Origin of the sequence: Ramlibacter sp. MMS24-I3-19, assembly GCF_050320135.1 — a bacterium.
In the GTDB taxonomy this organism is placed as follows: Bacteria; Pseudomonadota; Gammaproteobacteria; order Burkholderiales; family Burkholderiaceae_C; genus Ramlibacter.
This window is the reverse complement of sequence record NZ_CP190017.1, coordinates 498,387-522,587: the sequence shown is the minus strand read 5'-3', so window position 1 is coordinate 522,587 and position 24,201 is coordinate 498,387. Positions and strand designations below refer to the sequence as shown.

The window sequence follows — 24,201 nt, the reverse complement described above, 5'->3', positions numbered from 1 at the left end:
GGCCATTATCCAGCCGTTCGCCGGCGCGCCGGCCCGGTCGCGCTCAGGCGCCCTGCATCTGGCGCAGGCGGAAGCGCTGCAGCTTGCCGGTCTCGGTGCGCGGCAGGCCGGCCACGAACTCGATCTCGCGCGGGTACTTGTAGGGCGCGATCGTGGACTTCACGTGTTCCTGCAACGCACGCACCATGTCCGGTCCCGCGGCGTGCCCGGGCTTGAGCACGCAGAACGCCTTGACGATCATCCCGCGCTCCTCGTCCGGCTTGCCGATCACGCCGCACTCGGCGACCGCGGGATGGCGAAGCAGCGCGTCCTCGACCTCCGGACCGCCGACGTTGTAGCCCGCGGTGATGATCATGTCGTCCGCGCGGGCCTGGTAGAAGAAGTAGCCGTCCGCGTCCTGCACGAAGGCGTCGCCGGGGTAGTTCCAGCCGCCCTGCACGTAGCTGGCCTGGCGCGGGTCGTCCAGGTAGCGGCATCCCGTGGGGCCGATCACGGCGAGCTTGCCGACCGTGCCATGCGGCACCGCGTTGCCGTCGTCATCGACCACCTTCGCCTGGTAGCCGGGCACCACCTTGCCGATGGCGCCGCGGCGCACCTCGTCGCCGGCCGACGAGATGAAGATGTGGAACATCTCCGTCGCGCCGATGCCGTCCACCATCTCCAGGCCGCTCGCCTGCTTCCACAACTGGCGCGTAGCGTCCGGCAGGCCCTCGCCGGCACTCACGCAGAGGCGCAACTTCCCGGTGCCGCGCTCGCGCGCGAACGGCGCCATCTGCCGGTAGAAAGTCGGCGCGGTGTAGCAGATGGTGGCGCCGACCTCGTTGATCGTGCGCACCAGCGCTTCGGGCGTGTAGGGCCCATCGCCGAAGTACACCGAGGCACCGGCCCACATGGGAAACACCAGCAGGCCCCCGAGGCCGAACGTGAACGCCAGCGGCGGCGAACCGACCACGATGTCGTCCGGCGTGGCGCGCAGAACGTGCCGCGGCCAGGCCTCGCACGCGGCCAGCACGTCGCGGTGAGTGTGCACCGCGGCCTTCGGCTTGCCCGTGGTCCCGGAGGTGAATGCCATCAGCGCAATGTCGTCGCCTGCGGTGGGGCACGGCGTGAAGCCCGGCGCCTTGCGTGCCGCGCGTTGCTCCAGCCCGCCCGGGTCCTGCGAATTGAAGGCCACCACGGTGCGCACGACGGGACGCTCGGTACAGGCCGCCTGCAGTTCGCCCAGCAGCGCCGCATCGCAAAGCGCAACGGCAGGTTGCGCCTTGTCGATGATGTCGCCGAGCTCGCGCGCACGCAGCAGCGGCATCGTGGCCACGGCGACCAGACCCGCCTTGACGACGGCAAGCCACGCCAGCGCCAGCACCGGCGAGTTGCCACCGCGCAGCAGCACGCGGTTGCCGGGGACAAGCGCCAGGTCCTCGACCAGCACGCGCGCGATTCGGTCCACCTGCTCGCGCGCCTGCGCGTAGCTGAGGGATCCACGCGGCGTTCGCAGGACCGGCCGGTCCGCCCAGCCCTTGGCCGCTGCCTTGTCGAGCAGTTCTTCCGCGAGGTTGATGCGCTCCGGCAGGCGCAGCTCCGGCAGGTCGTAGCGCAGCTCGGGCCACTGCGCGCGGGGCGGGAGGCGGTCGTGCACGAAGCGGTCGCCCTGCGCCGACGCGGCATTCGATCGATCGGTCATGTGGCTGTCCCCGTGCGCTGCTGCGCATGCTGCTTCACCTTGCCCAGCAGGCGGTGCAGGGTGGCGATCTCCTTCTCGCTCAATGCCGAGAAGGCCTGCACCACCCAGTCCTCGTGCTGCTGCGCCATGCCGTGGAACACCTTGCGCCCCTTGGGTGTCAGGCGCACCCGGAACGCCCGCCGGTCGCCCTCGACGCCGACGCGGTCCACCAGCCCTTCGGCCGCGAGCTGGTCGGTGATGCCGGTGACGTTGCCGCCCGTCACCATCATCCGGCGCGAGAGTTCGTTCATCTTCAGCCCATCCGGCGCGCGCTCCAGCTGCGCCATCAGGTCGAACCGGGGGAGCGTCGTGTCGAACTGTCCGCGCAGCCGCCCGCGCAGTTCCTTCTCGACCAGCTGGGTGCAGGTCAACAGCCGCAGCCAGAGGCGCAGGGCCTCGGGGTGCTCGCTGTGCGCGCGTGCTTCCATGTCCATGGGCGTCACCGGGGGTGGGTACCTGAATAGTTTAAGCCTCAATCAATCGGGATGCGACCGATCGGACGGCATCCTGTCCTACATGGCCGCCATTGACGAGGCACGGGGGCGCTGGCAAGAATTTGTGGATGGACGCCCTGACCCGAAAGATCGATTCGCAACTCGCGGGACTTCCCGTCGCCGTGGCCCTGCAGCTACCGGACGGCCAGCGTGCGGGCCGGGCCAATCCCGACGTGCTGCTCACGTTCCGCGAGTGGGGCAGCCTGGCCGTGATGGCCGCCGGGCAGATCGGCAAGCTGGGCGAGGACATCGTCGAAGGGCGGGTGCTGTTCGAAGGCCGCATGCGCGACCTGATGCGCGCCGCGGCCCACCTGCTGCCGGGCAGCCCGGTCAGCTCGAACACCAACTGGTGGAACGAGATGCTGCGTCGCGCCCGCTCGCTGGCGCAGCATTCGCCGCAGAAGGACGCCGAGCAGATCCAGTTCCACTACGACGTCTCCGACGACTTCTACGCGCTGTGGCTCGATCCGCGCCGCGTGTACTCCTGCGCGTACTACCGCGAGACCGGCATGTCGCTCGCGCAGGCGCAGGAAGCCAAGCTCGACCACATCTGCCGCAAGCTGATGCTGCGTCCCGGCGAGCGCTTCCTGGATGTCGGCGCGGGCTGGGGCGGCCTGCTGCTCTGGGCCGCCGAGCATTACGGTGTCGACGCCACCGGCATCACGCTCTCGAAGAACCAGCACGCGCACGTGCAGCGCCTGATCGAGGCCAAGGGACTGCAGGGACGCGCGCGCATGCACCTGCGCGACTACCGCGAGATGGACGAGTCGCAGCCGTTCGACAAGATCGCCTCCGTGGGCATGTTCGAACACGTGGGCCGCGCCAACATGCCGGTCTACTTCGGCAAGATCCGCCGGCTGCTCAAGCCGGGCGGGCTGGTGATGAACCACGGCATCACCGCGGGCGGCGTCAACACGAGCCAGCTCGGCGCGGGCATGGGCGACTTCATCGGCAAGTACATCTTCCCCGGCGGCGAACTGCTGCACGTGAGCCATGTGCAGCGCGAGATGTCGCTGGCCGACCTGGAGATGGTCGACACGGAAAACCTGCGGCCGCACTACGCGCGCACGCTGTGGGCCTGGTCCGATGCGCTGGAGGAGCAGTTGACCGAGGCGCAGCGCGTGCTGGAGACCACCGGCAACGCGCGCGATGCGGGCAAGGTGCTGCGGGCCTACCGCCTCTACCTGGCCGGCTGCGCGATGAGCTTCGAGCAGGGCTGGATCTCGCTGCACCAGCTGCTGGCGTCCCGCCCCGACGGCAAGCTCGAGTCGGGGCCGCTGCGCGGCGCACAATCGCAGTTCCCCTTCAACCGCGAGTACATCTACCGCTGAGAGCGGTTCGCAAGCATGCTGTACAAGTTCAAGAGCAAGGCCGCCGGCGACCTGATCATGCTGGAGCCCAATGGCCGGCGCGTGCTGGAGATCATCGGCAAGGACGCCGGTCCCAAGGGCATCATCGAGGCGGCGCAGATGCCCGCCGCGCTGGCCGCACTGGATGCCGCCATCGCGCGCGAGGAGTCCGAGCAGCAGGCCGCCATCGACGAGGCCAAGGCCAAGGGCGAAGTGCCGCCACGGTTTGCCGAGGTCTCGCTGCGCCAGCGCGCCGTTCCCTTCATCGACATGCTCAAGCGGGCATCCGCCGCCGGCAAGGACATCGTCTGGGGCGTGTAGCCCCGGAGCTGTCATGCCGGGCTCGGTCCGGCATCCAGACGGCGCATCACCGGGGCACTGGATTGCGGGTCGAGCCCGCAATGACAGCGTCGCGGCGAAGCTTCGCGTTCAATCCACCTTCGCGCCCGAGTTCTTCACCACCGGCTGCCACTTCTTCAGCTCGGCGTCGATATGCGCCGCGAACTGCGCTGGCGTGTTGCCGCTGGGGATGGCGCCCTGGGCGAGCAGCTTGTCCTTCAGCTCCGGCGTGCCCAGTGCCTTGTGCACTTCCTGCTGGATGCGGTTGGCAATGTCCGGCGACAGGCCCGCGGGTCCCAGCAGGCCGAACCACGAACTGGCCTCGAAGCCCTTGAGGTGCCCCGCCTCTTCGACGGTCGGCACACCGGGCAGTGCCGCCGACGGCTGCGAGCTCGTGACCGCCAGCGCCTTGAGCTTGCCGGACTTGATCAGCTGCATCGACGACGGCAGGTTGTCGAACATCACGTCCATGTCGCCGGACACCAGGCTCATGAGCGCGGGCCCCGAGCCGGTGAACGGGAAGTGCGTCATGTAGATGCCGGTCATGCTCTTGAACAGCTCGCCGGCCAGGTGGATCGAGGTGCCGTTGCCGCTGGAGGCCATGTTCAGCTTGCCCGGGTTGGCCTTGGCGTACCGGATGAAGTCCTCGACATTGTTGATGCCGCGGGCCTTGGCCTTCTCGGTGTTGACCACCATCACGTTGGGCACGGCGGCGACCATCGTGATCGGGGTGAAGTCCTTCTGCGGATCGAAGGGCATCTTCGAGTACAGCCACTTGTTGATCGACTGCGTGCCCACCGTGCCCATCAGCAGCGTGTAGCCGTCCGGGGCTGCGCGAGCGACCTGCTCGGCGCCGATGTTGCCGCCGGCGCCGCCGCGGTTGTCGACGATGAACTGCTGCGGAAATGCCTGGCTCAGTGCGGCCGCGGTCGCGCGGGCCAGGATGTCGGTGGTGCCGCCGGGCGCGAACGGCACCACGATCCGCACCGGCTTGGTCGGCCAGCCGGACTGCGCGCCCGCGGGCAGCGCCAGGGTGCCGGCCGCGAGGGCCAGCAGCGAACGACGGGACAGGGGGAATGGCTCATGGTGTCTCCTTGGTGTGTTGTCGTGTTGCGGAGCCCCAAGCAAAAGGCCGCCCGAAGGCGGCCGTCGGCTGGATGCCCGCCGGCATCAGTCGGCGTACACGCCGGCTGCCTTGATGATGGGGGTCCACTTGGCGATCTCGGAGGCCACGAACTTCTTGTGTTCGGCCGGCTCCGCGCGCTTGTCGCTGATCACCACCGCGCCCAGGCCTTCCTGCTTCTTGATGAAATCCGGATCCTTCAGGGCGACCTTCAGTGCGTCATTGAGCTTCTTCTGGATGTCGGCCGGCGTGCCCTTGGGTGCGTACAGGCCGTGCCAGATCGTCACTTCGAAGTTCTTCAGGCCGGCTTCCTGCAGCGTGGGAAGGTCCTTCAGGACCGGGGTGGCCACGCGCTTGTTCGTCGTGACGGCGAACGCCTTGACCTTCTTGCCTTCGATCTGCGAGGTGGTGTTGGTGGTCTGGTCGCACATCAGGTCGACCGAACCGCCGATCAGGTCCGTCATCGCCGGGCCGGTGCCCTTGTACGGAACGGTCGTCATCTCCGTCTTCACCGCGTCCTGGAACAGCAGGCCGCACAGGTGCGAGGCGGAGCCGACGCCGGCGTTGGCGAGGTTGATCTTGCCCTTGTTCTGGCCGATCCAGGTCGACAGTTCCTTGAAGTTGCTCGCCGGCAGCGCGGGCTTGCCGATCAGGGTCATCGGCACGTCGTTGATCATGCCCAGGTAGTCGAAGTCCGTCTCCACGCGGAAGGGCAGCTTGCGATACAGGCCCGGCATGGTGGCCATGCCGATGTGGTGGACCAGCAGCGTGTGACCGTCAGGAGCCGCCTTGGCCACCTTGTTGGCACCGATGGAGCCGCCCGCGCCCGCGGCGTTGTCCACCACGATGCTCACGCCACCCAGCGGCTTGCGCATGGCCTCGGCCAGGTCGCGTGCAACGCGGTCGGTGGGGCCCCCGGCCGCGAACGGCACGACGATGGTGATGGGCTTGTTGCCGGGGAAGTCTTCGGCGTGGGCGCCAAGGGCGGCCGTCGCGAGCAGGGCGCCAGCAGCAAGGCTCTTGAAGAGGGGGCTCATCTTTTGTGACTCCAGGTGGGAAACCCGTCGATGGTAGGCGCAGCCCATCGGGGACGCATCGAGGAAATTACGTAGCACGAGGCTTTAAGCCGGCGTCGTATTCAGTCGTAGCTGCGCGCGTCCTCGATGACCTTCCCATCGTTGGGCAGGCTGCCCGGCGCCAGCAGTTCGACCTCGCAACGCAGCTTGGTCACGTCGCGGATCGCTTCGCCGATGCGGGCCTCGAGCCCGTGCGGGCGGGACGCGGCCTCCACGTGCAGGGTCATGACGTCGTTGGCCATGCGGCCCGTGACGACCAGCCGGGCCTTCACGACCTCCGGGAAGCGCCGTGCGACGTCGGCCACCTGGCCCGGATGCACGAACATGCCGCGGATCTTGGTGGTCTGGTCGGCGCGGCCCATCCAGCCCTTGATGCGCATGTTGGTCCGGCCACTGGGACAGGTGCCGGGCAGGACCGCCGACAGGTCGCCGGTGCCGAAGCGGATCAGCGGGTAGTCGGGATTGAGCGTGGTCACGACGACTTCGCCGACCTCGCCCTCGCTCACCGGGTCGCCCGTCCCCGGACGCACGATCTCGACGATCACGCCTTCGTCGATGACGAGACCCTGGCGCGACGCCGTCTCGTAGGCGATCAATCCGATGTCGGCGATGGCATAGCTCTGGAACACGTCGATGCCGTGCCCGGCAAACCACTCGCGCAGGCTGGGAGGCAGGGCCTCGCCGCCGGTGAGCGCCTTCTTCAGGCTGGCGATGCCGGTCCCGCCTTCCACGGCCTTCTCGACCAGGATGCGCAGGAAGCTGGGCGTGCCGGTGTAGGCCGAGGGACGCAGTTCGGCGATCGCCTGCAGTTGCTGTTCGGTCTGCCCGGTGCCCGCCGGGAACACGGTGCATCCGATCGCATGCGCCCCCGCCTCCATGAAGAAGGCGCCCGGGGTCATGTGGTAGCTGAAGGCGTTGTGCACCAGGTCGCCGGCACGAAATCCGGCGGCGTGCATGGCGCGTGCGCAGCGCCAGTAGTCGCGCGCGGTCCCCTCCGGCTCGTAGATCGGTCCCGGCGAGGCGAACACGTGCGGCATCGCTGGCCCTCGCACCAGGGCCGAGAACCCGCCCAGCGGGTCGCTGGCCCGTTGCTGGCGCTGGCGGGCGAGCAGCTCGTGCTTGCGCGTGACCGGCAGCGTCGCGAGCGCCGCACGCGAGGTGATGGTGCTTGCGTCCACGCCGGCCAGCAGTTCGGCGAACGCGGTCGTCTTCTCGCGCGCATGCGCGACCTGGCGCGCCAGTGCGCGCATCAACTGGCTCTCGCGCTCTGCGGGATCGCGCACCTCCAGGACATCGAAAAACTCGGGCATCGCACCTCCTCCTTGCCGGCTCAGGCCAGCCAGCGCTTGCGGCGCTTGTAGCTCTTCACGTCGCGGAACGACTTGCGCTCGCCGCCGCCCACGCCGAGGTAGAACTCCTTGACGTCCTCGTTGGCCGCCAGGTCGGCCGCGGGGCCATCCATCACGATGCGCCCGCTCTCCATGATGTAGCCGTAGTCGGCGTACTTCAGCGCCATGCCGGTGTTCTGCTCGGCCAGCAGGAAGGTGACGCGCTCGCGGGCATTGAGGTCCTTCACGATCTCGAACACCTCCTGCACGATCTGCGGCGCCAGGCCCATCGACGGTTCGTCGAGCAGCACCATGCTGGGATCGGCCATCAGCGCGCGGCCGATGGCACACATCTGCTGCTCGCCGCCCGAGGTGTACGCGGCCTGCGAGCCGCGGCGCGTCTTCAGGCGCGGGAAGTAGGCGTAGACCTTCTCCAGGCTGGCGTTCACCTCGGCCCGGCTCGCGCGCGTGTAGGCACCCGTGAGCAGGTTCTCCTCGACCGTGAGGTGGGGGAAACAGTGCCGTCCTTCCATCACCTGCACCACGCCGCGCCGCACCAGCTGCGCCGGCGTGAGGTTCTCGATGCGTTGGCCGCGCAGATCGATCGAGCCCTTGGTGACCTGCCCGCGCTCGCCCTCGAGCAGGTTGGACACGGCGCGCAGCGTCGTGGTCTTGCCTGCGCCGTTGCCCCCGAGCAGCGCCACGATGCCGCCCTCGGGCACCTGCAGCGACACGCCCTTGAGCACCAGGATCACGTGGTTGTAGATCACCTCGATGCCGTTGACGTTCAGGACGATCGGCCGCGGCTGCGCCGCCGGCCCGTCGTCCTTCGACGCCTCACGTGGAGTGGCTACTGATTCCATGATCATCCGGTTTCAACCAAACGAAACGGCGAACGCCCGTTTCGTTTGGCGGCTCGTGAGAGCCGCTGCCCCTCCCGCTTGGCGGGAGGGGTTGGGGTGGGTGCCCGTCAGTACTCGCAAAGTGAACGGCGCGCCGCGGCGCCAGTCCGCTCAGGACTGGCAATCCGCAACAGCACGCCGTGACAGCTTCTTGTCGGCCAGGTACTTCTCGGCGCCCGCCCGCACCATCGGCTTGATGATCGACTCGTCCGCCTGGTACCAGTCGCTCGAGAAGTTCCACTTGTGGCCGTCCCAGGTCTGCACGCGCACCCAGGTCGAGCCCATGTGGTCGGTGCAGCTGGTGGACAGCGGCCGGATCACGCCATTCAGGCCCAGTGCATCCAGCCGCTTCTGGTCGAGGCTCAGGTTCTCCAGGCCCCAGCGCACCTGCTCGGGCGTGACGACCTTGCCCTTGCCGAAGCGCTCCTGCGCGCGGCGCACGGCTTCGACACCCAGCGCCTGGATCACGACGCCGCGCGTGTACAGCACGCTGCCCACTTCGTCCTTCGGCCCGGTGCCCTGGCCCTTCTCGTGCACGTACTTCAGGATGTCCTGGATCACCTTCGGCTGCGTGCCGGCGCTATTGAGGTTGAGGGCGTTGTAGCCCTTCGCGCCCTCGCCCACGTCCTTGACGTCGGGCTCGGCACCCGCCCACCACACGCCGTACATCTTGTCGCGCGGATAGCCCGTGGCCTGCGCCTCCTTCAGCGCGGTGGAGTTCATCACGCCCCAGCCCCAGAGCAGCACGTAGTCGGGGCGCTGCTGGCGCACCTGCAGCCACGCGGCCTTCTGCTCGACGCCGGGCGCGGTAACGGGGATGAGGCTCAGCTCGAAGCCGTTCATACGGGAGCGCTCCTGCAGCAGCGGGATCGGCTCCTTGCCGAACGGCGAGTCGTGGTAGACCAGCGCGATCTTCTTGCCCTTGAGGTTGCCGCCTTCCTTCTTCGCAATGTGCTGGATCAGCACGTCGGCCGCGGTCCAGTAGCTGCCCATGAGGGGGAAGTTCCAGGGGAACGCCGTGCCGTCCTGCGCGACCGAGAGGCCGTAGCCCAGCGTCATCAGCGGGATCTTGTCGTTGGCCACCTTGTCGGTGAGCGCGAAGGTGATGCCGGTCGCCTGCGGATCGAAGAAGGTCATGCCGGGGCGGTTCTTCAGGCGCTCGTAGCACTCCACGCCGCGGTCGGTGGCGTAGCCGGTCTCGCACTCTTCCCAGGTGAGCTTGACGCCGTTGATGCCGCCGTCGCGGGCATTGATCATCTTCAGGTAGTCCTGCTTGCCGTTGGCCCAGGGCGTGCCGTTCGGCGCATAGGGGCCCGTGCGATACGACAGCAGCGGGAAGAACTGCTCCTTGGCCTGGGCCAGTGCCGCCGGCGCCGTGCCGAGCGCGGCCCCGGCCAGCAGGCCGGCCAGGAGGATGTGGCGGATCGTCATGGATGTCTCCTTCAGTGGAAGCGAACGTTCGCGGGCGAGAGTTGACGGTGCGGGAAGGTGGGGCGCATCGGGAGTTGCGAGCAGTGGACCTTCAATGCGGGAACGGCCACAGCCGCAGCTTCTGCTTGCCGGTGGACCACAGGCGCGCGAGGCCGTGCGGTTCCACCACGAGGAACCAGACGATCAGCGCGCCGAAGATCATCAGCTCCGCATGCGACAGGCCGGCGGTGTCGATCTGCATGCCGAACAGCGCGGCCAGCGGAGGCAGCAGCTGGTTCAGCAGGATGGGTAGCACCACGATGAAGGCGGCGCCGAAGAACGCGCCCATGATCGAGCCCAGCCCGCCGATGATCACCATGAACAGCAGCCGGAACGACAGGTCGACCGAGAAGGCGGCCGGCTCCCAGGTGCCGAGATAGACGAAGGCCCACAGCGCGCCGGCGACACCGACGATGAACGAACTCACCGCGAACGCGCTGAGCTTGGCGTACATCGGGCGGATGCCGATCACGGCTGCCGCCACGTCCATGTCGCGGATCGCCATCCACTCGCGGCCGATGGCGCTGCGCACGAGGTTCTTGGCCAGCAGCCCGAGCACGGTGAGGAACACCAGGCAGAACCAGTACTTGGTGGCCGCGCTCTCGATCGGGATGCCGAATACCTGCAACGCCGAGACGCCGATCGAGCCGGAAGGCGAATCGTTGGTCAACCACTTGACGCGCAGGAACAGCCAGTCGGCGAAGAACTGCGCCGCCAGCGTGGCCACGGCGAGGTACAGGCCCTTCACGCGCAGGCTGGGCAGCCCGAACAGGATGCCGAACGCCGTGGCACAGAGGCCGCCCAGCACGATGGCCGGCACCAGCGGCATGCCGGGGATGCGGACGAAGAAGTTGTAGGCGCCGTACGCGCCGACGGCCATGAACGCACCGGAGCCCAGCGAGATCTGCCCGCAGTAGCCCACCAGGATGTTCACGCCCAGCGCGGCGAGGGCGATGATCAGGAACGGGATCAGGATGGCGCGGAACAGGTACTCGCTCGCGAGGCCCGGCACCACCACATAGGCCACGACCAGCAGCAGCACGATCGCCAGCCGGTCCTGCAGGATCGGGAAGATCTGCTGGTCGGCGCGGTAGCTGGTCTTGAACTGGCCGTTCTCGCGGTAGAGCATGTTCAGACCCTGTCGATGATCTTCTCGCCGAAGAGGCCCTGCGGCCGCACCAGCAGGAACGCGAGCGCCAGCACGTAGGCGAACCAGATCTCGATGCCGCCGCCCACCATCGGGCCGATGTAGACCTCGGAGAGCTTCTCGCCGACGCCGATGATCAGGCCGCCGACGATGGCGCCCGGCACGGAGGTGAGGCCGCCCAGGATCACCACCGGCAGCGCGCGCAGGGCCACTGTCGCCAGCGAGAACTGCACGCCCAGCTTGCTGCCCCAGATCATCCCGGCTACCAGTGCCACGACACCGGCGACGCACCAGACGATCACCCAGATGCGGCCGAGCGGAATGCCGATCGACTGCGCCGCCTGGTGGTCGTCGGCGACCGCACGCAGCGCGCGTCCTGTCGATGTCTTCTGGAAAAAGAGGCTCAGCACGGCCACGAGGCCGGCGGCGATCAGCGCCGCGATCAGGTCTTCCTTGTTGACCAGGATGCCGCCCTGGAAAGTGGACTCGAACGCGATCACCGGGTCCTTGGGCATGCCGATGTCGATCTTGTAGATGCTGTTGCCGAACAGCCCCTGGCCCAGGCCCTCAAGGAAGTAGGCGATGCCCAGCGTGGCCATCAGCAGCGTCGCGCCGTCCTGGTTGACCAGGCGCCGCAGCACCAGCCACTCGACGGCCCAGGCCACCGCGAACATGATGGCGCCCGCGACGACGAACGCTGCGGCATTGGCCAGCAGCTTGCTGTCGATGCCGGTCCAGCCGGGGATCCATTCGGCGAAGCGCGCCATCGCCAGCGCGCCGAACAGCACCATCGCGCCCTGCGCGAAATTGAAGACGCCCGACGCCTTGAAGATCAGCACGAAGCCCAGCGCCACCAGCGCATAGAGCATGCCGGCCATCAGGCCGCCGAGCAGGGTCTCGAGGAAGAAGCCCATTCACAGACCTCCGTCATCCCGGGCTTGACGCGGGATCCATGGATTGCGGGTCAAGCCCGCAATGACAGCCGGACGGTTCAATGCGCCGTCCCCAGGTAGGCCTTGATGACGTCGGGATTGCTGCGCACGTCCTGCGGCGCACCGTCGCCGATCTTCCTGCCGTAGTCGAGCACCACCACGCGGTCGCTGATGTCCATCACCACGCCCATGTCGTGCTCGATCAGGACCACCGTGGTGCCGAATTCGTCGTTCACGTCCAGCACGAAGCGGCACATGTCCTGCTTCTCCTCCACGTTCATGCCCGCCATCGGCTCGTCGAGCAGCAGCACCTGTGGTTCCATGGCGAGCGCGCGGCCGAGGTCGACGCGCTTCTGCAGGCCGTAGGGCAGCTGCCCCACGGGCACCTTGCGGTAGGCCTGGATCTCCAGGAAGTCGATGATGCGCTCGACGAACTCGCGGTGGCGGATCTCTTCGCGCTCGGCCGGGCCGATGCGCAATGCCTGCAGCAGCAGGTTGCTGCGGATGCGCAGGTTGCGGCCGGTCATGATGTTGTCCAGCACGCTCATCCCCTTGAACAACGCGAGGTTCTGGAACGTGCGCGCGATGCCCATCTGCGCCACCTGCCGGCTCCTCATGTGCGAGAAGCTCTTGCCGCGGAAGGTGATGGTGCCCTGCTGCGGCTGGTAGACGCCGTTGATGCAATTGAGCATCGAGCTCTTGCCGGCGCCGTTGGGGCCGATGATGGCGCGGATCTCGTGCTCGCGGACGTCGAACGAGATGTCCGTGAGCGCCTTGACGCCGCCGAACGCGAGCGAGATGTTGCGCACGTCGAGCACCACGTCGCCCAGCCGACGTCCTGTGCTGCCTGCCTTAACGGCGACCTGCGGTGCGAGGTCGTTCATCTTCATGCTGCGGCCTTCACGGGCGGGAACGTGCGTGCGTCCTCGATCCGCAATGTGGCCCGCACGACGCCCGTGCGGCCATCCTCGAACTTGACCTGGGTCTCGATGAACTGCTCGGGACGGCCGTCGTACAGGGCCTCGACCAGCACGCGGTACTTGTCGCCGATGAACCCGCGCCGGACCTTGTTGGTGCGGGTGAGTTCGCCGTCGTCGGCATCGAGCTCCTTGTGCAGGATGAGGAAGCGGTTCACCTGCGAGCCGGCCAGCTTCTCGTCGGCGGCGAGGTCGGCGTTGACCTTCTCCACGCAGTCCTTCACCAGCGCGTACACCTCCGGCTTCTGCGCCAGGTCGGTATAGCCGGCATAGGGCAGGTTGCGGCGCTCGGCCCAGTTGCCCACCGCATCGAAGTCGATGTTGACCATCACGCACACGCGGTCGCGGCCGTCGCCATACGCCACGGCTTCCTTGATGAACGGGAAGAACTTCAGCTTGTTCTCGACGTACTTGGGCGCGAACAGTGCGCCGTCGTTGGGGCCGCCGTGGATGCGGCCCACGTCCTTGACGCGATCGATGATCTTCAGGTGCCCCTGCGCGTCCATGAACCCGGCATCGCTGGTGTGGTACCAGCCGTCGCCCGTGAGCACCTCGCTGGTGGCTTGCGGGTTCTTGTAGTAGCCCTTGAGCAGCCCGGGCGAGCGCACCAGGATCTCGCCGTTCTCCGCGACCCGGATCTCCACGCCCCGGATCGGCACGCCCACGGTGTCGGCGCGCACCTGGTTGTCCGGCTGCAGGCAGACGAACACCGCTGTTTCGGTCGACCCATACAGCTGCTTGAGGTTGATGCCGATCGACCGGTAGAAGGTGAACAGGTCCGGGCCGATGGCCTCCCCCGCGGTGTAGGCGACGCGCACGCGCGAGAAACCCAGGTTGTTGCGCAGCGGCCCGTACACCAGCAGGTCGCCGAGCCGGTACGCCAGCCTGTCGATCCACTTCACGGGTGCGTGGTCCATCAGCGCAGGGCCGACGCGCCGCGCCAGTCGCATGCAGGCATGGAACATGTGCCGCTTGATCGCGCCGGCATCCTCCATGCGGATCATCACCGTGGTGAGCAGGCCTTCAAAGACGCGCGGCGGCGCGAAGTAGTAGGTGGGCCCGATCTCCTTCAGGTCGATCATCACCGTGCCCGACGACTCGGGGCAGTTCACGACATAGCCGCAGGCGAGCCACTGTGCGTAGCTGAAGATGTTCTGGCCGATCCACGCAGGCGGCAGGTACGCCAGCACTTCCTCGCGTTCGGTCAGGTGGTCGAACTCGGCGCCTGCCCGCGCACGGTCCAGCAGGGTGCGGTGCGTGTGCACCACGCCCTTGGGATTGCCCGTCGTGCCGGAGGTGAAGAACATCGCCGCCACGTCGTCGGGCGAGCCCTTCTCGACCTGCGCACGGAACAGGCCCGGGTTGCCCTGCGCGATCTCGCGGCCGGTGTCGGCCAAGGTGTCGAGCGAGGCTAGGCCGGGCTCGCTGTAGTTGCGCAGGCCGCGCGGATCGTCGAACCAGATCGCCTGCAACTGCGGGCACTGGCCTCGGATCTCGAGCAGCTTGTCGACCTGCTCCTGGTCCTCGGCAACTGCGAACCGCACCTCGGCGTTGTTGATCGGGAAGGCGCACTCGGCGGCCACGGCGTCCTGGTAGAGCGGGACGGGAATCGCGCCCAGCGCCTGCGCGGCGAGCATGGTGGCGTACAGGCGCGGGCGGTTGGCGCCGATGATGACGAGATGCTCGCCGCGCGAGAGGCCCGCTGCGTGCAGTCCCGCCGCCAGCTGCTCGACCAGCTGCGCGAGCCCGGCCCAGGTCAGCGCCTGCCAGATGCCGAACTCCTTCTCGCGCATGGCGGCGTCGGTGGGGCGGCGCGCGGCATGCTGCAGCAGGAGACGGGGAAACGTCGTGTCCATCCGGGGCCCACCCCACCACCCGGCGGGGGCCGGGCGAATCGGGCGGATCGTAGGCGGCACTTTGACGTCGCCTTGTCTTTGCAACGACAATTTTCGGGATTCCCCTGAACGGATTTACCCGCATGCAGGCCGCACGTCCCGAGCTGTCGCTGCACCAGCGTCGCCGAGCGCCCACTGAGGCCGAGCTTGCGGGCATTCCGTGGCTGCGGCAGCTCGCGCCCGTCGAGGCGGAGCGTGCGGCGCACGACATCACCGTGGGCGACGCACGGCCCGGTGATTTCATCTGCCGCGTGGGGCGGCCGGTCACCTACTGGTTCGGCGTGATCGAGGGCCTGGTGAAGATGAGCACCGACAGCGCGCAGGGGCAGCACGTCACCTTCACGGGCGTGCCGCCCGGCGGCTGGTTCGGCGAGGGCACCGCCCTCAAGCGCGAGGTCTACCGCTACAACATCCAGCCGCTGCGCAACAGCGTCGTCGCGGGGTTGCCCGTCGACACCTTCCACTGGCTGCTGGATCACTCGATCGGTTTCAACCGCTTCGTGATGAACCAGCTGAACGAGCGGCTCGCGCAGTTCATCGCGGCACGCGAGATCGACCGGCTCACCAATCCCGACGTGCGTGTCGCGCGCAGCCTGGCGGCGCTGTTCAATCCCGTGCTCTATCCCGGCGTCGGCGAGGTGCTGCGCATCACGCAGCAGGAGCTGGCCTACCTCGTCGGACTGTCGCGCCAGCGCGTGAACGAGGCCCTGGCCGAACTGCAGGCGCAAGGTGCGATCCGTGTCGAGTACGGCGGCCTGCGCGTCCTGGACCTGGCCGCGCTGCGCGGCGAAGCGGCGGCGCACGCGGCCGCTCCCGGACAATCGCGGCATGCCGCCTGAACCGACCGCACCGACGAGCCGACTCAACAAGCGCATGGCCGAGCTGGGCCTGTGCTCGCGCCGCGAGGCCGACGACTGGATCGCCAAGGGCTGGGTGCGCGTGAACGGCGCCGTCGCCACGATGGGATTGCAGGTCACGCCCGACGCACGCATCGAGGTCGACCGCCGCGCGCAGGGGCAGCAGCAGCAGCAGGTGACGATCCTGCTGCACAAGCCGGTGGGTTACGTCAGCGGCCAGGCCGAGGACGGCTACCAGCCGGCCGTGACGCTGGTGCAGGAGCGCACGCACTGGAACGGCGACACGGCGCGGCAACGCTTTTCGCCGCAGCAGCTGCGCGGACTGGCGCCGGCGGGGCGGCTGGACATCGATTCCACCGGCCTGCTGGTGCTGACGCAGGACGGTCGCGTGGCGCGCCAGTTGATCGGCGAAGACTCCGGTGTCGAGAAGGAGTACCTGGTGCGCGTGGCCTATGGCCAGGTCGCGCGCGATGTGCAGGCGGCGTTCCCTCCGACGCAGCTCGCGCGGCTGCGGCACGGCCTCGCGCTGGATGGCCAGCCGCTCAAGCCCGCGCAGGTGGAGTGGCAGAACCCGGAGCAGCTGCGCTTCGTGCTCATCGAAGGCAAGAAGCGGCAGATCCGGCGCATGTGCGAGCTGGTGGGGCTGAAGGTGGTGGGCTTGAAGCGCATCCGGATCGGGCGCGTGGTGCTGGGGCAGCTGCCGGTCGGGATGTGGCGGTATCTGGGAGCCGGGGAAAGGTTCTGAACGATCCTGCGCGGCTATCGGCCGTTGGGCGGAATACTTGAGTGGGCGAATTGCTGCAAGCGGCGGCCGGATTTTCTTACGGGGATGGACGCTGCGACTCCTAGCATGGGACGAATCCCATGCGGCTGCCTACACCACATGCTCCGAAGCGCAGGACCTTGCTGGCCGGGACGTTGTTGGCCGCATTGGCGGGAGCGGCGCGGGCGGCGACCACGAGTCTGCAGGTCACGGCAGTCATTCGCCGGCGCGCCAGCGTCCGCATGCCGCTCTTGCCCGATCGCATCGAGATCACCGCCCGTGACATGCAGCTGGGGTGGCTCGAGTCCCCGCCATGGTCCGTTGAGGTTGACGCGAACTTCGCCGACGCGCTGGACTTGCAGGTCTCTTGCCACGGGGACCAAGTCGTCGAGGCGGAGGTCTCCACCGGGGGGCGCGTGGCTTGGGTGGGTCCGGCCGGCGAGTCCGTACCGCTGAGGACCGTGACCGGAACTGCCGTGCTCCCGATGAGGGCGCGATTCCGGCTAGCGAAAACTGCCACGCCGGGCGTGCATCCTTGGCCGCTGCAGATCGCAGCGTCAGCCTGAAAGCGAGCTACGGCGTCAGCGTGACCTGCACGGAGTCGCTGTATATCCCCGTATACACATCTTGGTGCGGCGGGATGCTCCCGTAGACCGGAAATGTGAGGGTCGCGAAACTCTTGTTCGGAACGTTGACCGTCTGTGATTGCGTGTCCATTCCGGCCGTGTTGCCCCAGTTCATCGTCCGTCCGCTATCGCGGTACAGGCCGTAGCTCAGCGGCGTCGGGCTTCCCGGCGCGACCAGCTTGCGTGCCGACGTACTCGCACTGTTGCTGCCCGGGCCGAGGCCGATCGTGACGGTCACGTTCGCGGATCCCGTGGAGCGGTCGCAACGTACGAGGATGCTGGCCTGCGAGGTGCCTGCGGTGTTCGACATCGCGTCGTAGGCGCCGAAGCCGAGGGATCCCGCGGTGGTGAAGCGGCAGACGGTCTGGCCGCTGGCGACCGCGGCATTCATGGCGAGCACGAGAGCAAGCGCACGACTACTCACAGAGAACGCCCTCGCTTAGTTCAACGACCGGCTCGCTGGATACGGGCACGCGCAGCTTGCACGACAGGTCCTGTCCCGCCGTCGTGACATGGCCGGTGTAGGTTCCTGGCGCTGCATCTTCCACGTAGAAATCCCCGGTCGAACTCGATTCGATTGTGAACGCGCCCGAAGGCCCACGCATTGTCCACGCCTGCCCTCCCAGGGGACTGCGCCGCCCGCCTCGCACGTTCCAGGCCTTCCCGGCCAGTCCGCGTTGCTTGCGCATGCCGAAATCCACGATTGCTCCGCTGCGGTACTGGGGGGCGACGACGATGGATCGGCGACCGAGCTGGTACGTGATCGGGACCTGCTTGTCGTTCACCGAAAGGTCCTGGCGGTCGAAAGCCGCCACGTTCGGGATGAACAGTTGTCCGTCCGTGTCGGTCGTGCCCTGCACCTGGTTGTTCAGCAGGATCTGCACTCCTGGCTGGGGCACGCCAAGGCGTGCGAGCAGGAAGCTGTCGTTCACCTGCCGACTCAGCCCGATGTGGCTATCCACCGCGACCATCGCCCCTGTCAGCGCCAATTCGCCGTAAGTGCCACCCCCGCCGTTCTCGCTCGTGGTCGTCAGTTCCAATGTGGCGGGTCGCAAGTTCAGGGTGCTGACGAGAGCGGCAGCCTGCGAATCGCGCCCGGGCTGGGAGATGTCGCTGAGCAGAGCGCGGTAACCCACTCCCTCATCTTGCGGCGTCTGGCGCCCGACCTCGACTGACGAAGTCCGGGTGGAGCCCGTGAGGTCCACGCTGCCGCCGGCCCACTGACCTTGGTCCAGGTATTTGCGATAGACCACACCGATGCCATTCTGGCGCTGACCATCAAGCTGGGTCGTCCTCAGCTCCGCGCTGACGAGCGACGAGTTGCCAAGGCTTCGATAAAGGCGCAATGCTGCCGTCATTCGCGTTTCCGTGTCTGTCTGCGTCCGTGCCCACTCGACACTGACCGACGTGCTGCCAACGGCCCGCGACAGCGAAAAGCGCGTGTCCCGGGTGGGAAAGGCGGCATCAGAGGCAGTGGAGAAGCTGCGGAACTGGCGATCGAAGACCCGCAAACCCCCGATGGCGGTGAACAGGGGCGTCTGGAAGGTGTATCGCCCGGACCATCCCGTGCGGGTGCGCCCCTCAACCCTGTCCCTGTTCGCGAGTCGGTCGAGCGAGAACAGGCCCAGGGTTTCGGTGCGCAAGGTCGCGCCTGAGCCGATGCTGGCGAAGTCGGCGTTGGCCTCGCCGCCGACACCGATCGTGACACGGTCGTTCAACCCATAGCGGTGGAAGGCCTGCGCGGCGGCTTCCTTGTACTGCCACTGGTTCCTGGTCCCCAGCTCTGAGCGCTTGCCGACGAAGTACGCGTAGTCGTGCACGCCCGCGGCGAGAGCCGTGTCCGCGAAGAAGAACGGCTGGTCGACCACTGTCCGCCGACCGCTGACGTCGGTGACGATCAGTCGCAGGTCGCGCTGGCCTCCAGCGAACTGGAGGTTGTTGAATTCGACCGGACCGGGCCCCACGTCGCCGCGGTACACCGTGGTGCCGTCCACCGTCAGTTCGACCTGCGCGGGGAGCGCCGTGGTCGTCCGGATGCTGCCGCGCGTCTGCCGGACCGAGTCGGGAGCCATGTTCCAGACCTTGGCAACCTGCAAGCCCGCTCCGGTGATGGCCGTGCCGTACGGTCCTGCCGACGACAGCACGTCGCCGGCGATCCAACGGCGCGCCTGCGCAGGTTCGTCCACGATCGCCTGCGTGCGCCCGCGCGTGAAGCCCCGCTGCAAGTCGCCAGAATCGACCCGGCTCTCCTGCCGCAACAGCACCTCTCCCATCCGGACGTTGAGATCCGTCAGCGCGGTTGTCTGCTGGCCAACTGTCGGAAGCGTTCGGTGCGAGAGCCGGTAGGACAGGATGAGGCTGGAGGGCGATGCTGTCAGTCTGGGCGCCTGGGGGAGCGTCCCCAGATCGACGCGGGTCGCCTCCAGCGCGTCCGCCGGGAACGTTGCGGCCAGCACCAGTTCGCCTTCATTGAAGTCCAGCGTCGAGGCGCCCAACTCGCGCAGGGAGTTGTACCGTTTCCCCGGCTTGCCGCCCGGGAACGTCATGTTCAGCCTGGCCAGGTCGTCGCCGGAGAGCCAGAAGTCGTCGCCGGTCTTGAGGGCGAGGAACTCGCCTCGTGTGACGCCGTTGATGCGCAGCGTCACGAACACCTCGTCCCCCGCCGGACGTTCGATCGCTCCAAGGTCCTGCTGGGCGAACGTCAGCGGCGATGCAGCCGCGAGCAGGGCGGAGAACAGAAAGCAGCAGGACCGATGATGGCGCGCCGTACGGCGCTTGGAGTCTGCACCGAGATCAGGCGCAGTTCGCTGGGTCCACATGCAGCTGTCGGTCCACTTTCAGTTCGGGGCCCTCGACGCTAAGCGTCAGCACCTTCGCATTACGACAGATGCCGGCAGGAATGTCGGCCGTGTACTGGCGCTGGGTTCCCGACAGCGAGTACCAGCCCGCGATGTCCTGATGGAAGTCCTTCCCGTCGCTCACCGTGATGCGTGTGAGGCGCACATGCTGGTTGCCGTCGTTCCTGACGGCGAGCCTCACCTTGCCTTGGCGCAGGTCCGGCTCGAGCACTTCGAACGCGTCCTTCGGCGACTGCGGTGCGACGAAGATGGGCACACCGAAACGGAAGTTGAAGTTCACCACCGGCTGGTCGCTGGTGGCGAAGCCGTCCTTGATTTCTTCGATGAAAAGCCGATAGGTCCGCTCCACCGGCCCGGTTGCCGACTTGAGGCCCACGCGCACGACTTTCCTGGACTCGGGGTCGATGTCCATCTGCCGCGGGAAGTAGACGAGGTCGGCACTGTCGGTGTAGACGTCCTTGCCCTGTTCGTCCTGCGACCACGCCATGAGCCTGATCGCGACGCGCAGGCGCTCCTTCGCATGGTTGGTCACGGTGATGGTTTCGCTGAGGGCGGTGGGTCTCAGGTCGGCCCGGATCGGACTAACCGAGAACTCACCCGCGTGCAGCGCATCGGCTGCCGCGAGCAGGCCGACTCCAAGCAAGCGGCGGCTCGCGCGCATCGGGCGACCGGTCATGGAAAGATGGAACACGGAGACGAAGCTTCAGGGAGTCAAGGTGACCTTGACTTTATCCGAGTAGGCGCCTGCGATCGCGTTCTTGAAGTCCGCGGGTAGCACGGTGCCCGTGATGGTCAGGGTGACGATGGCACCGCGTGCTGCGTTGCCCGTTGCGGGCGACACATCGAGCGAGTAGGGCAGCAATTCGGTAGTGACCGTCGAGTGCTGCATCTGCTTGATGCTGCCGGCGTTGTGCAACCCGTTGTCCGCCGTGATCGCGAACGAAGCCGTGGGGGCACTCCCGCCGCAGGCGAATGTCCACGTCGCCAGCGTTGCCGTTGCACTGGTCGAGGACGTGGGATTGATCGTGCCGAAGTCCAGCGTGTTCGGCGTGATCGTCTTGAATTTGCAGTTGCTCTTTGACAGGATCGAGGCCGTCACAGGAAGGATGGCGCTCCCGCCAGCGTGCGCGGAGAGACACGCCAGCAGGATCAGCGCACAGAGTGGTCCATGGAGTGTGCGCAGGCGCATAAACTTCAGGCCCCTTCGCACACAAGCCCTGACTTACGGAGCCAGGGTGATGTTCACCGTGTCGGCGTACGGGCCGACGAGGGCGGCTTGGAATTGAGCCGGAGCAATCGTGCCGCTCAGCGGCAGCGAATCCGCCGTAGCAGCAGCAAACCCGGTGGCAGTGCCCGGAGCGGATCCCCAGGTGATGTTGTAGGTCATCGAACTGCCGCTCGCCGTTCCCGAACCAGTCAGGGTGCCCGTGTAGGAGCTGCCCGAGGCGGTGGTGACGGTAGTACCCGAGCCGCTGAATGTGAAAGTCGGCGTTTGACCCTTCGTGCACCGGTAGTAGACGGCGGAGCTCGCGGTTGCATTGCCGGTCGACGTCGGGTCGATGCCGCCGAAACCCATCGGCCCGAGCGCGCTGCCGCTTGCCAGGACGCCACCGCTGGCAGAGCTGTACAGCTTGCAAACGCCGGTCACCGTGGCGCTGACATTGAGCGTGGCGGTGTCGGCAAAAGCGGTGCCGCACAAGGCGGCGATCGCCGCCACTGCGGCCGCACGAGCGAGCTTGAGAGACTTCATGGGGAGGACTCCTTACAGTGTTGAGTTGGCGTAGAGGGCGCTCGCCTAAACGAGTTAAGAAAATCCCCTACCGCTGCAGCGCACTGTAACCGTGACTGTCGAGCAAGCAAACCGAAAGTACTGACAGATCAAGGAGTTACGAAAAAATCGTGCTCTCCTTCACACCGTTCGTTACATGAATGCAACCACTTGTAAGAAGCGGCTGATTGCGATCGGCGGCGGAAAGGTGATGAGCGGCGTTCGTCAGCCGTTCATCTCGTCGGTGGTGCCGAACGTCATCTAACACCGGACTAAGAGTGGTTCTGTAGCCTCCGAGGGATCCGAATCCAGGAGCCGCCATGCCTGACGTGCCTTCTCGCGCGCTCTCTGTGCCTGTGCTGGCCGGGACGGCGATTCTCACGGGAGAGCCATGATGCGAGTCCTGCTCGTCGAAGACGATGAAATGATCGGCCAGAGCCTGCACAAGGCGCTGGAGGCCAACGGCTGGTCGGTCGATTGGGTCAAGGAGGGCGAGCTGGCCGAGAGCGCGATGGCCGATGGCGGCTACGCCTGCGTGCTGCTCGATCTGGGCCTGCCACGCAAGGACGGCATCGAGGTGCTGCGCAGCGCGCGCAGCCGGGGGGACCGCACGCCGGTGCTGGTGCTCACCGCGCGCGATGGCGTCGACGACCGCATCACCGGGCTGGATGTGGGCGCCGACGATTACCTGGTCAAGCCCTACGAGTTCCGCGAGCTGCTCGCGCGCATGCGGGCGGTGATCCGCCGCCGCGACGGCAGCGCCCATTCGGTGGTCGGCACCCAGGCCGTCCAGCTGGACCTCACCACCCGCGAGGTGGTGGTCCAAGGTGAGCGCTCGCAGCTGTCGGCGCGCGAGTTCGCGCTGCTGCACGCGCTGCTCGAGCGCCCCGGGGCGATCCTCTCGCGCGACCAGCTCGAAAGCCGCATCTACGGCTGGGGCGAGGAGGTGAGCAGCAATGCGGTCGATGTCCTGATCCACGGCATGCGCCGCAAGCTCGGCGCCGACGTGATCCGCAACGTGCGCGGCCTCGGCTGGCGCATCGCCGCCGGCCAGGTCGCCGGCACCAGCAAGGAGGGAGCGTGATCCACATCCTGTCGTCCGGGCCCATGTGCTCGCTGCGCCGCGCATTGCTGCGGTGGTTGATTCCCATGTTCCTGCTCGTGGGCGGCGCGTCCGCCGGGCTCTCGTACTGGACCTACAGCCGCATGGTCGGTTCGTTCATGGACGAGCAGATGGAGCAGCTGGGGCAGTCCATCGCGCTGCAGGAGGAGCACATCGCCCTGCGCCCAGCCGATCACCAGCGCGTGCACAACTGGGGCGTGTACGTGGCCCAGGTCTGGACGCCGCAAGGCCAGTTGGACGCCACCTCGCTGCCATCGGCCACCGTGCCGCTCTCGGCCAGTGAAGGCTTCGACGACGTGGTCGCCGGCGGCCGGCGCTGGCGCGTCTACACGATCGCCTCGCCCACGGGCAAGCACGTGCAGGTGCTGCAGAGCGGTGACTTCCGGCGCAAGCTCGCTGTCGAGCGTGCGGGCGCAGCGCTGGCGCCGATCATGGTGCTGCTGCCGCTGGCGATCCTGCTGCTGTGGGGGCTGGCCGCGAAGCTCTCGCGCGAGGTACGCAGCATCGCCGAGCAGGTGGCCAAGCAGGACGAGTTCAGCATCGCCGAACTGCCCACGCACCGTGTTCCCAGCGAGATTGCGGGCATGGTCGGTGCGGTCAACGAACTGTTGCGGCGGCTGCGCGACGCCTTCGCCGCGCGGCGACGCTTCGTGCAGGACGCGGCGCACGAGCTGCGCACGCCGATCACCGCCGTGGCGCTCCAGTTGGAGAACGTCCGCCGCGAGCTGCCGCCAGGCGCATGCCACCAGAGCTTCGCGCAACTCGAGGCCGGGGTGAGCCGCGCGCAACGGCTGGTGGACCAGCTGCTCAAACTGTCGCGGCAGGACGGGCTGGCACCCGAACCCGTGGTGCCGGTCGACCTGCAGGCGCAGGTGCACCAGAGCGTCGACGGACTCATCGCCCTGGCCGACCAGCGCGGCATCGACCTCGGCGTCGAGATCGATGCCTCCCTGGCCAGCGTGCCGACGCTGCGCTGCGCGGCGGCGGACGTGCGCAGCGTGCTGGACAACCTGATCGAGAACGCCCTGCGCTACACGCCCGAAGGAGGCGTGGTGGATGTGCGCCTCGCCGGCACCGCGGCCGGCCCGGTCATCGAGGTGGTCGACACCGGCCCCGGCATTCCGCAGGACCAGCTCGCGCGCGTGTTCGACCGCTTCTTCCGCGTGCCGGGCACCAGTGCGCGCGGCAGTGGCCTGGGCCTGTCGATCGCGCGCAGCGCCGCCCAGCGCTGCGGCCTCGAGGTGGTGCTGCGCAATCGCAGCGATCGCAGCGGCCTTATCGCGCGCCTGCAGCCGGCGGCGCAGGCGCCTGCCGGGCGGTCCGACGCGGTCGCCGCGCAGCCCTCATCGCCAGCTAAGAAAGCGCTAAGCGTCACCTGAGAGTGGGCTCCTACAGTGACAACACGGTCGATGCAGCAAACAAGACAGCCGCACTGACCGCCAACCGTTGACACT

General features: G+C 67.6%; 22 protein-coding genes. 6 read left to right on the top strand and 16 right to left on the bottom strand.

The window, feature by feature from the left end; genetic code table 11:
* Nucleotides 1-43: 43 nt before the first annotated feature.
* The gene (locus tag ACPWT1_RS02590) at nucleotides 44-1,681 is read right to left on the bottom strand and encodes an AMP-binding protein (RefSeq protein ID WP_427913863.1); all 1,638 of its coding nucleotides are present in this window, start codon (nucleotides 1,679-1,681) and stop codon (nucleotides 44-46) included.
* A complete protein-coding gene (locus tag ACPWT1_RS02585) occupies nucleotides 1,678-2,154 on the bottom strand; it encodes a MarR family winged helix-turn-helix transcriptional regulator (RefSeq protein WP_427913862.1) in 477 nt (158 codons plus the stop codon). Before ACPWT1_RS02585 ends, ACPWT1_RS02590 begins: the two co-directional genes overlap by 4 nt.
* 128 nt (nucleotides 2,155-2,282) lie before the next feature.
* On the opposite strand from ACPWT1_RS02585, the gene ACPWT1_RS02580 reads away from it, so the two are divergent.
* Entirely contained in the window at nucleotides 2,283-3,545 is a 1,263-nt protein-coding gene (locus ACPWT1_RS02580) for a class I SAM-dependent methyltransferase (protein ID WP_427913861.1), read from the top strand.
* Nucleotides 3,546-3,560: 15 nt separating this feature from the next.
* On the top strand, nucleotides 3,561-3,884 hold the full coding sequence (locus ACPWT1_RS02575) for a DUF1840 domain-containing protein (protein WP_427913860.1): 324 nt from the start codon (nucleotides 3,561-3,563) through the stop codon (nucleotides 3,882-3,884).
* 108 nt (nucleotides 3,885-3,992) lie between these two features.
* Here ACPWT1_RS02575 and ACPWT1_RS02570 read toward each other — a convergent pair whose 3' ends face one another.
* The 9 genes from ACPWT1_RS02570 to ACPWT1_RS02530 form a co-directional block, all read right to left on the bottom strand.
* The gene (locus ACPWT1_RS02570) at nucleotides 3,993-4,973 is read right to left on the bottom strand and encodes a Bug family tripartite tricarboxylate transporter substrate binding protein (RefSeq protein ID WP_427915635.1); all 981 of its coding nucleotides are present in this window, start codon (nucleotides 4,971-4,973) and stop codon (nucleotides 3,993-3,995) included.
* Between the two features lie 99 nt (nucleotides 4,974-5,072).
* Entirely contained in the window at nucleotides 5,073-6,062 is a 990-nt protein-coding gene (locus tag ACPWT1_RS02565) for a tripartite tricarboxylate transporter substrate-binding protein (protein ID WP_427913859.1), read from the bottom strand.
* Nucleotides 6,063-6,163: 101 nt separating this feature from the next.
* Nucleotides 6,164-7,411, bottom strand: coding sequence for a phenylacetate--CoA ligase family protein (locus ACPWT1_RS02560; protein ID WP_427913858.1), 1,248 nt, complete (start codon nucleotides 7,409-7,411; stop codon nucleotides 6,164-6,166).
* 20 nt (nucleotides 7,412-7,431) lie between these two features.
* Complete coding sequence (locus ACPWT1_RS02555) at nucleotides 7,432-8,292, bottom strand: ABC transporter ATP-binding protein (RefSeq protein WP_427913857.1); 861 nt, start codon at nucleotides 8,290-8,292, stop codon at nucleotides 7,432-7,434.
* A gap of 150 nt (nucleotides 8,293-8,442) precedes the next feature.
* Nucleotides 8,443-9,762, bottom strand: coding sequence for an ABC transporter substrate-binding protein (locus ACPWT1_RS02550; RefSeq protein WP_427913856.1), 1,320 nt, complete (start codon nucleotides 9,760-9,762; stop codon nucleotides 8,443-8,445).
* Nucleotides 9,763-9,853: 91 nt separating this feature from the next.
* Complete coding sequence (locus ACPWT1_RS02545) at nucleotides 9,854-10,930, bottom strand: branched-chain amino acid ABC transporter permease (protein ID WP_427913855.1); 1,077 nt, start codon at nucleotides 10,928-10,930, stop codon at nucleotides 9,854-9,856.
* A 2-nt stretch (nucleotides 10,931-10,932) separates the two neighbouring features.
* The gene (locus ACPWT1_RS02540; RefSeq protein ID WP_427913854.1) at nucleotides 10,933-11,862 is read right to left on the bottom strand and encodes a branched-chain amino acid ABC transporter permease; all 930 of its coding nucleotides are present in this window, start codon (nucleotides 11,860-11,862) and stop codon (nucleotides 10,933-10,935) included.
* A 77-nt stretch (nucleotides 11,863-11,939) separates the two neighbouring features.
* Nucleotides 11,940-12,764: an ABC transporter ATP-binding protein gene (locus ACPWT1_RS02535; protein ID WP_427915634.1), complete on the bottom strand. Its 825-nt coding sequence runs from the start codon at nucleotides 12,762-12,764 to the stop codon at nucleotides 11,940-11,942.
* Nucleotides 12,765-12,766: 2 nt separating this feature from the next.
* A complete protein-coding gene (locus ACPWT1_RS02530) occupies nucleotides 12,767-14,713 on the bottom strand; it encodes an AMP-dependent synthetase/ligase (protein ID WP_427913853.1) in 1,947 nt (648 codons plus the stop codon).
* Between the two features lie 122 nt (nucleotides 14,714-14,835).
* Here ACPWT1_RS02530 and ACPWT1_RS02525 point away from each other — a divergent pair, with 122 nt between their 5' ends.
* Together ACPWT1_RS02525 and ACPWT1_RS02520 are read left to right on the top strand one after the other, a co-directional pair.
* The gene (locus ACPWT1_RS02525) at nucleotides 14,836-15,591 is read left to right on the top strand and encodes a Crp/Fnr family transcriptional regulator (RefSeq protein ID WP_427913852.1); all 756 of its coding nucleotides are present in this window, start codon (nucleotides 14,836-14,838) and stop codon (nucleotides 15,589-15,591) included.
* Nucleotides 15,581-16,354 (top strand): pseudouridine synthase, encoded by a 774-nt coding sequence (locus ACPWT1_RS02520; protein ID WP_427913851.1) that lies wholly within the window; start codon nucleotides 15,581-15,583, stop codon nucleotides 16,352-16,354. Before ACPWT1_RS02525 ends, ACPWT1_RS02520 begins: the two co-directional genes overlap by 11 nt.
* Before the next feature lie 591 nt (nucleotides 16,355-16,945).
* Here the strand turns inward: ACPWT1_RS02520 and ACPWT1_RS02515 are convergent.
* From ACPWT1_RS02515 to ACPWT1_RS02495, 5 genes are all read right to left on the bottom strand, one after another.
* Entirely contained in the window at nucleotides 16,946-17,389 is a 444-nt protein-coding gene (locus ACPWT1_RS02515; RefSeq protein ID WP_427913850.1) for a Csu type fimbrial protein, read from the bottom strand.
* Nucleotides 17,390-17,414: 25 nt separating this feature from the next.
* Nucleotides 17,415-19,817: a fimbria/pilus outer membrane usher protein gene (locus ACPWT1_RS02510; protein WP_427913849.1), complete on the bottom strand. Its 2,403-nt coding sequence runs from the start codon at nucleotides 19,815-19,817 to the stop codon at nucleotides 17,415-17,417.
* Nucleotides 19,792-20,517, bottom strand: coding sequence for a fimbrial biogenesis chaperone (locus ACPWT1_RS02505; protein WP_427913848.1), 726 nt, complete (start codon nucleotides 20,515-20,517; stop codon nucleotides 19,792-19,794). The genes ACPWT1_RS02510 and ACPWT1_RS02505 overlap by 26 nt, the downstream gene beginning before the upstream one ends.
* A gap of 42 nt (nucleotides 20,518-20,559) precedes the next feature.
* Nucleotides 20,560-20,955: a spore coat protein U domain-containing protein gene (locus ACPWT1_RS02500; RefSeq protein WP_427913847.1), complete on the bottom strand. Its 396-nt coding sequence runs from the start codon at nucleotides 20,953-20,955 to the stop codon at nucleotides 20,560-20,562.
* A gap of 123 nt (nucleotides 20,956-21,078) precedes the next feature.
* A complete protein-coding gene (locus ACPWT1_RS02495) occupies nucleotides 21,079-21,606 on the bottom strand; it encodes a spore coat protein U domain-containing protein (RefSeq protein ID WP_427913846.1) in 528 nt (175 codons plus the stop codon).
* Nucleotides 21,607-22,018: 412 nt separating this feature from the next.
* On the opposite strand from ACPWT1_RS02495, the gene ACPWT1_RS02490 reads away from it, so the two are divergent.
* Both ACPWT1_RS02490 and ACPWT1_RS02485 read left to right on the top strand, forming a co-directional pair.
* A complete protein-coding gene (locus tag ACPWT1_RS02490) occupies nucleotides 22,019-22,708 on the top strand; it encodes a response regulator transcription factor (RefSeq protein ID WP_427913845.1) in 690 nt (229 codons plus the stop codon).
* Nucleotides 22,705-24,126: an ATP-binding protein gene (locus tag ACPWT1_RS02485; RefSeq protein WP_427913844.1), complete on the top strand. Its 1,422-nt coding sequence runs from the start codon at nucleotides 22,705-22,707 to the stop codon at nucleotides 24,124-24,126. The genes ACPWT1_RS02490 and ACPWT1_RS02485 overlap by 4 nt, the downstream gene beginning before the upstream one ends.
* The last annotated feature ends 75 nt before the right edge of the window (nucleotides 24,127-24,201 follow it).

Bases quoted from the DNA above. Each gene is read 5' to 3' on its own strand.
- ACPWT1_RS02515 (WP_427913850.1), bottom strand. From the start codon at position 17,389: ATGAATGCCGCGGTCGCCAGCGGCCAGACCGTCTGCCGCTTCACCACC.
- ACPWT1_RS02585 (WP_427913862.1), bottom strand. From the start codon at position 2,154: ATGGACATGGAAGCACGCGCGCACAGCGAGCACCCCGAGGCCCTGCGC.
- ACPWT1_RS02545 (WP_427913855.1), bottom strand. From the start codon at position 10,930: ATGCTCTACCGCGAGAACGGCCAGTTCAAGACCAGCTACCGCGCCGAC.
- ACPWT1_RS02555 (WP_427913857.1), bottom strand. From the start codon at position 8,292: ATGGAATCAGTAGCCACTCCACGTGAGGCGTCGAAGGACGACGGGCCG.
- ACPWT1_RS02550 (WP_427913856.1), bottom strand. From the start codon at position 9,762: ATGACGATCCGCCACATCCTCCTGGCCGGCCTGCTGGCCGGGGCCGCG.
- ACPWT1_RS02565 (WP_427913859.1), bottom strand. From the start codon at position 6,062: ATGAGCCCCCTCTTCAAGAGCCTTGCTGCTGGCGCCCTGCTCGCGACG.
- ACPWT1_RS02510 (WP_427913849.1), bottom strand. From the start codon at position 19,817: ATGTGGACCCAGCGAACTGCGCCTGATCTCGGTGCAGACTCCAAGCGC.
- ACPWT1_RS02490 (WP_427913845.1), top strand. From the start codon at position 22,019: ATGCGAGTCCTGCTCGTCGAAGACGATGAAATGATCGGCCAGAGCCTG.
- ACPWT1_RS02520 (WP_427913851.1), top strand. From the start codon at position 15,581: ATGCCGCCTGAACCGACCGCACCGACGAGCCGACTCAACAAGCGCATG.
- ACPWT1_RS02495 (WP_427913846.1), bottom strand. From the start codon at position 21,606: ATGAAGTCTCTCAAGCTCGCTCGTGCGGCCGCAGTGGCGGCGATCGCC.
- ACPWT1_RS02590 (WP_427913863.1), bottom strand. From the start codon at position 1,681: ATGACCGATCGATCGAATGCCGCGTCGGCGCAGGGCGACCGCTTCGTG.
- ACPWT1_RS02525 (WP_427913852.1), top strand. From the start codon at position 14,836: ATGCAGGCCGCACGTCCCGAGCTGTCGCTGCACCAGCGTCGCCGAGCG.
- ACPWT1_RS02560 (WP_427913858.1), bottom strand. From the start codon at position 7,411: ATGCCCGAGTTTTTCGATGTCCTGGAGGTGCGCGATCCCGCAGAGCGC.
- ACPWT1_RS02580 (WP_427913861.1), top strand. From the start codon at position 2,283: ATGGACGCCCTGACCCGAAAGATCGATTCGCAACTCGCGGGACTTCCC.
- ACPWT1_RS02530 (WP_427913853.1), bottom strand. From the start codon at position 14,713: ATGGACACGACGTTTCCCCGTCTCCTGCTGCAGCATGCCGCGCGCCGC.
- ACPWT1_RS02540 (WP_427913854.1), bottom strand. From the start codon at position 11,862: ATGGGCTTCTTCCTCGAGACCCTGCTCGGCGGCCTGATGGCCGGCATG.
- ACPWT1_RS02505 (WP_427913848.1), bottom strand. From the start codon at position 20,517: ATGCGCGCGAGCCGCCGCTTGCTTGGAGTCGGCCTGCTCGCGGCAGCC.
- ACPWT1_RS02535 (WP_427915634.1), bottom strand. From the start codon at position 12,764: ATGAACGACCTCGCACCGCAGGTCGCCGTTAAGGCAGGCAGCACAGGA.
- ACPWT1_RS02575 (WP_427913860.1), top strand. From the start codon at position 3,561: ATGCTGTACAAGTTCAAGAGCAAGGCCGCCGGCGACCTGATCATGCTG.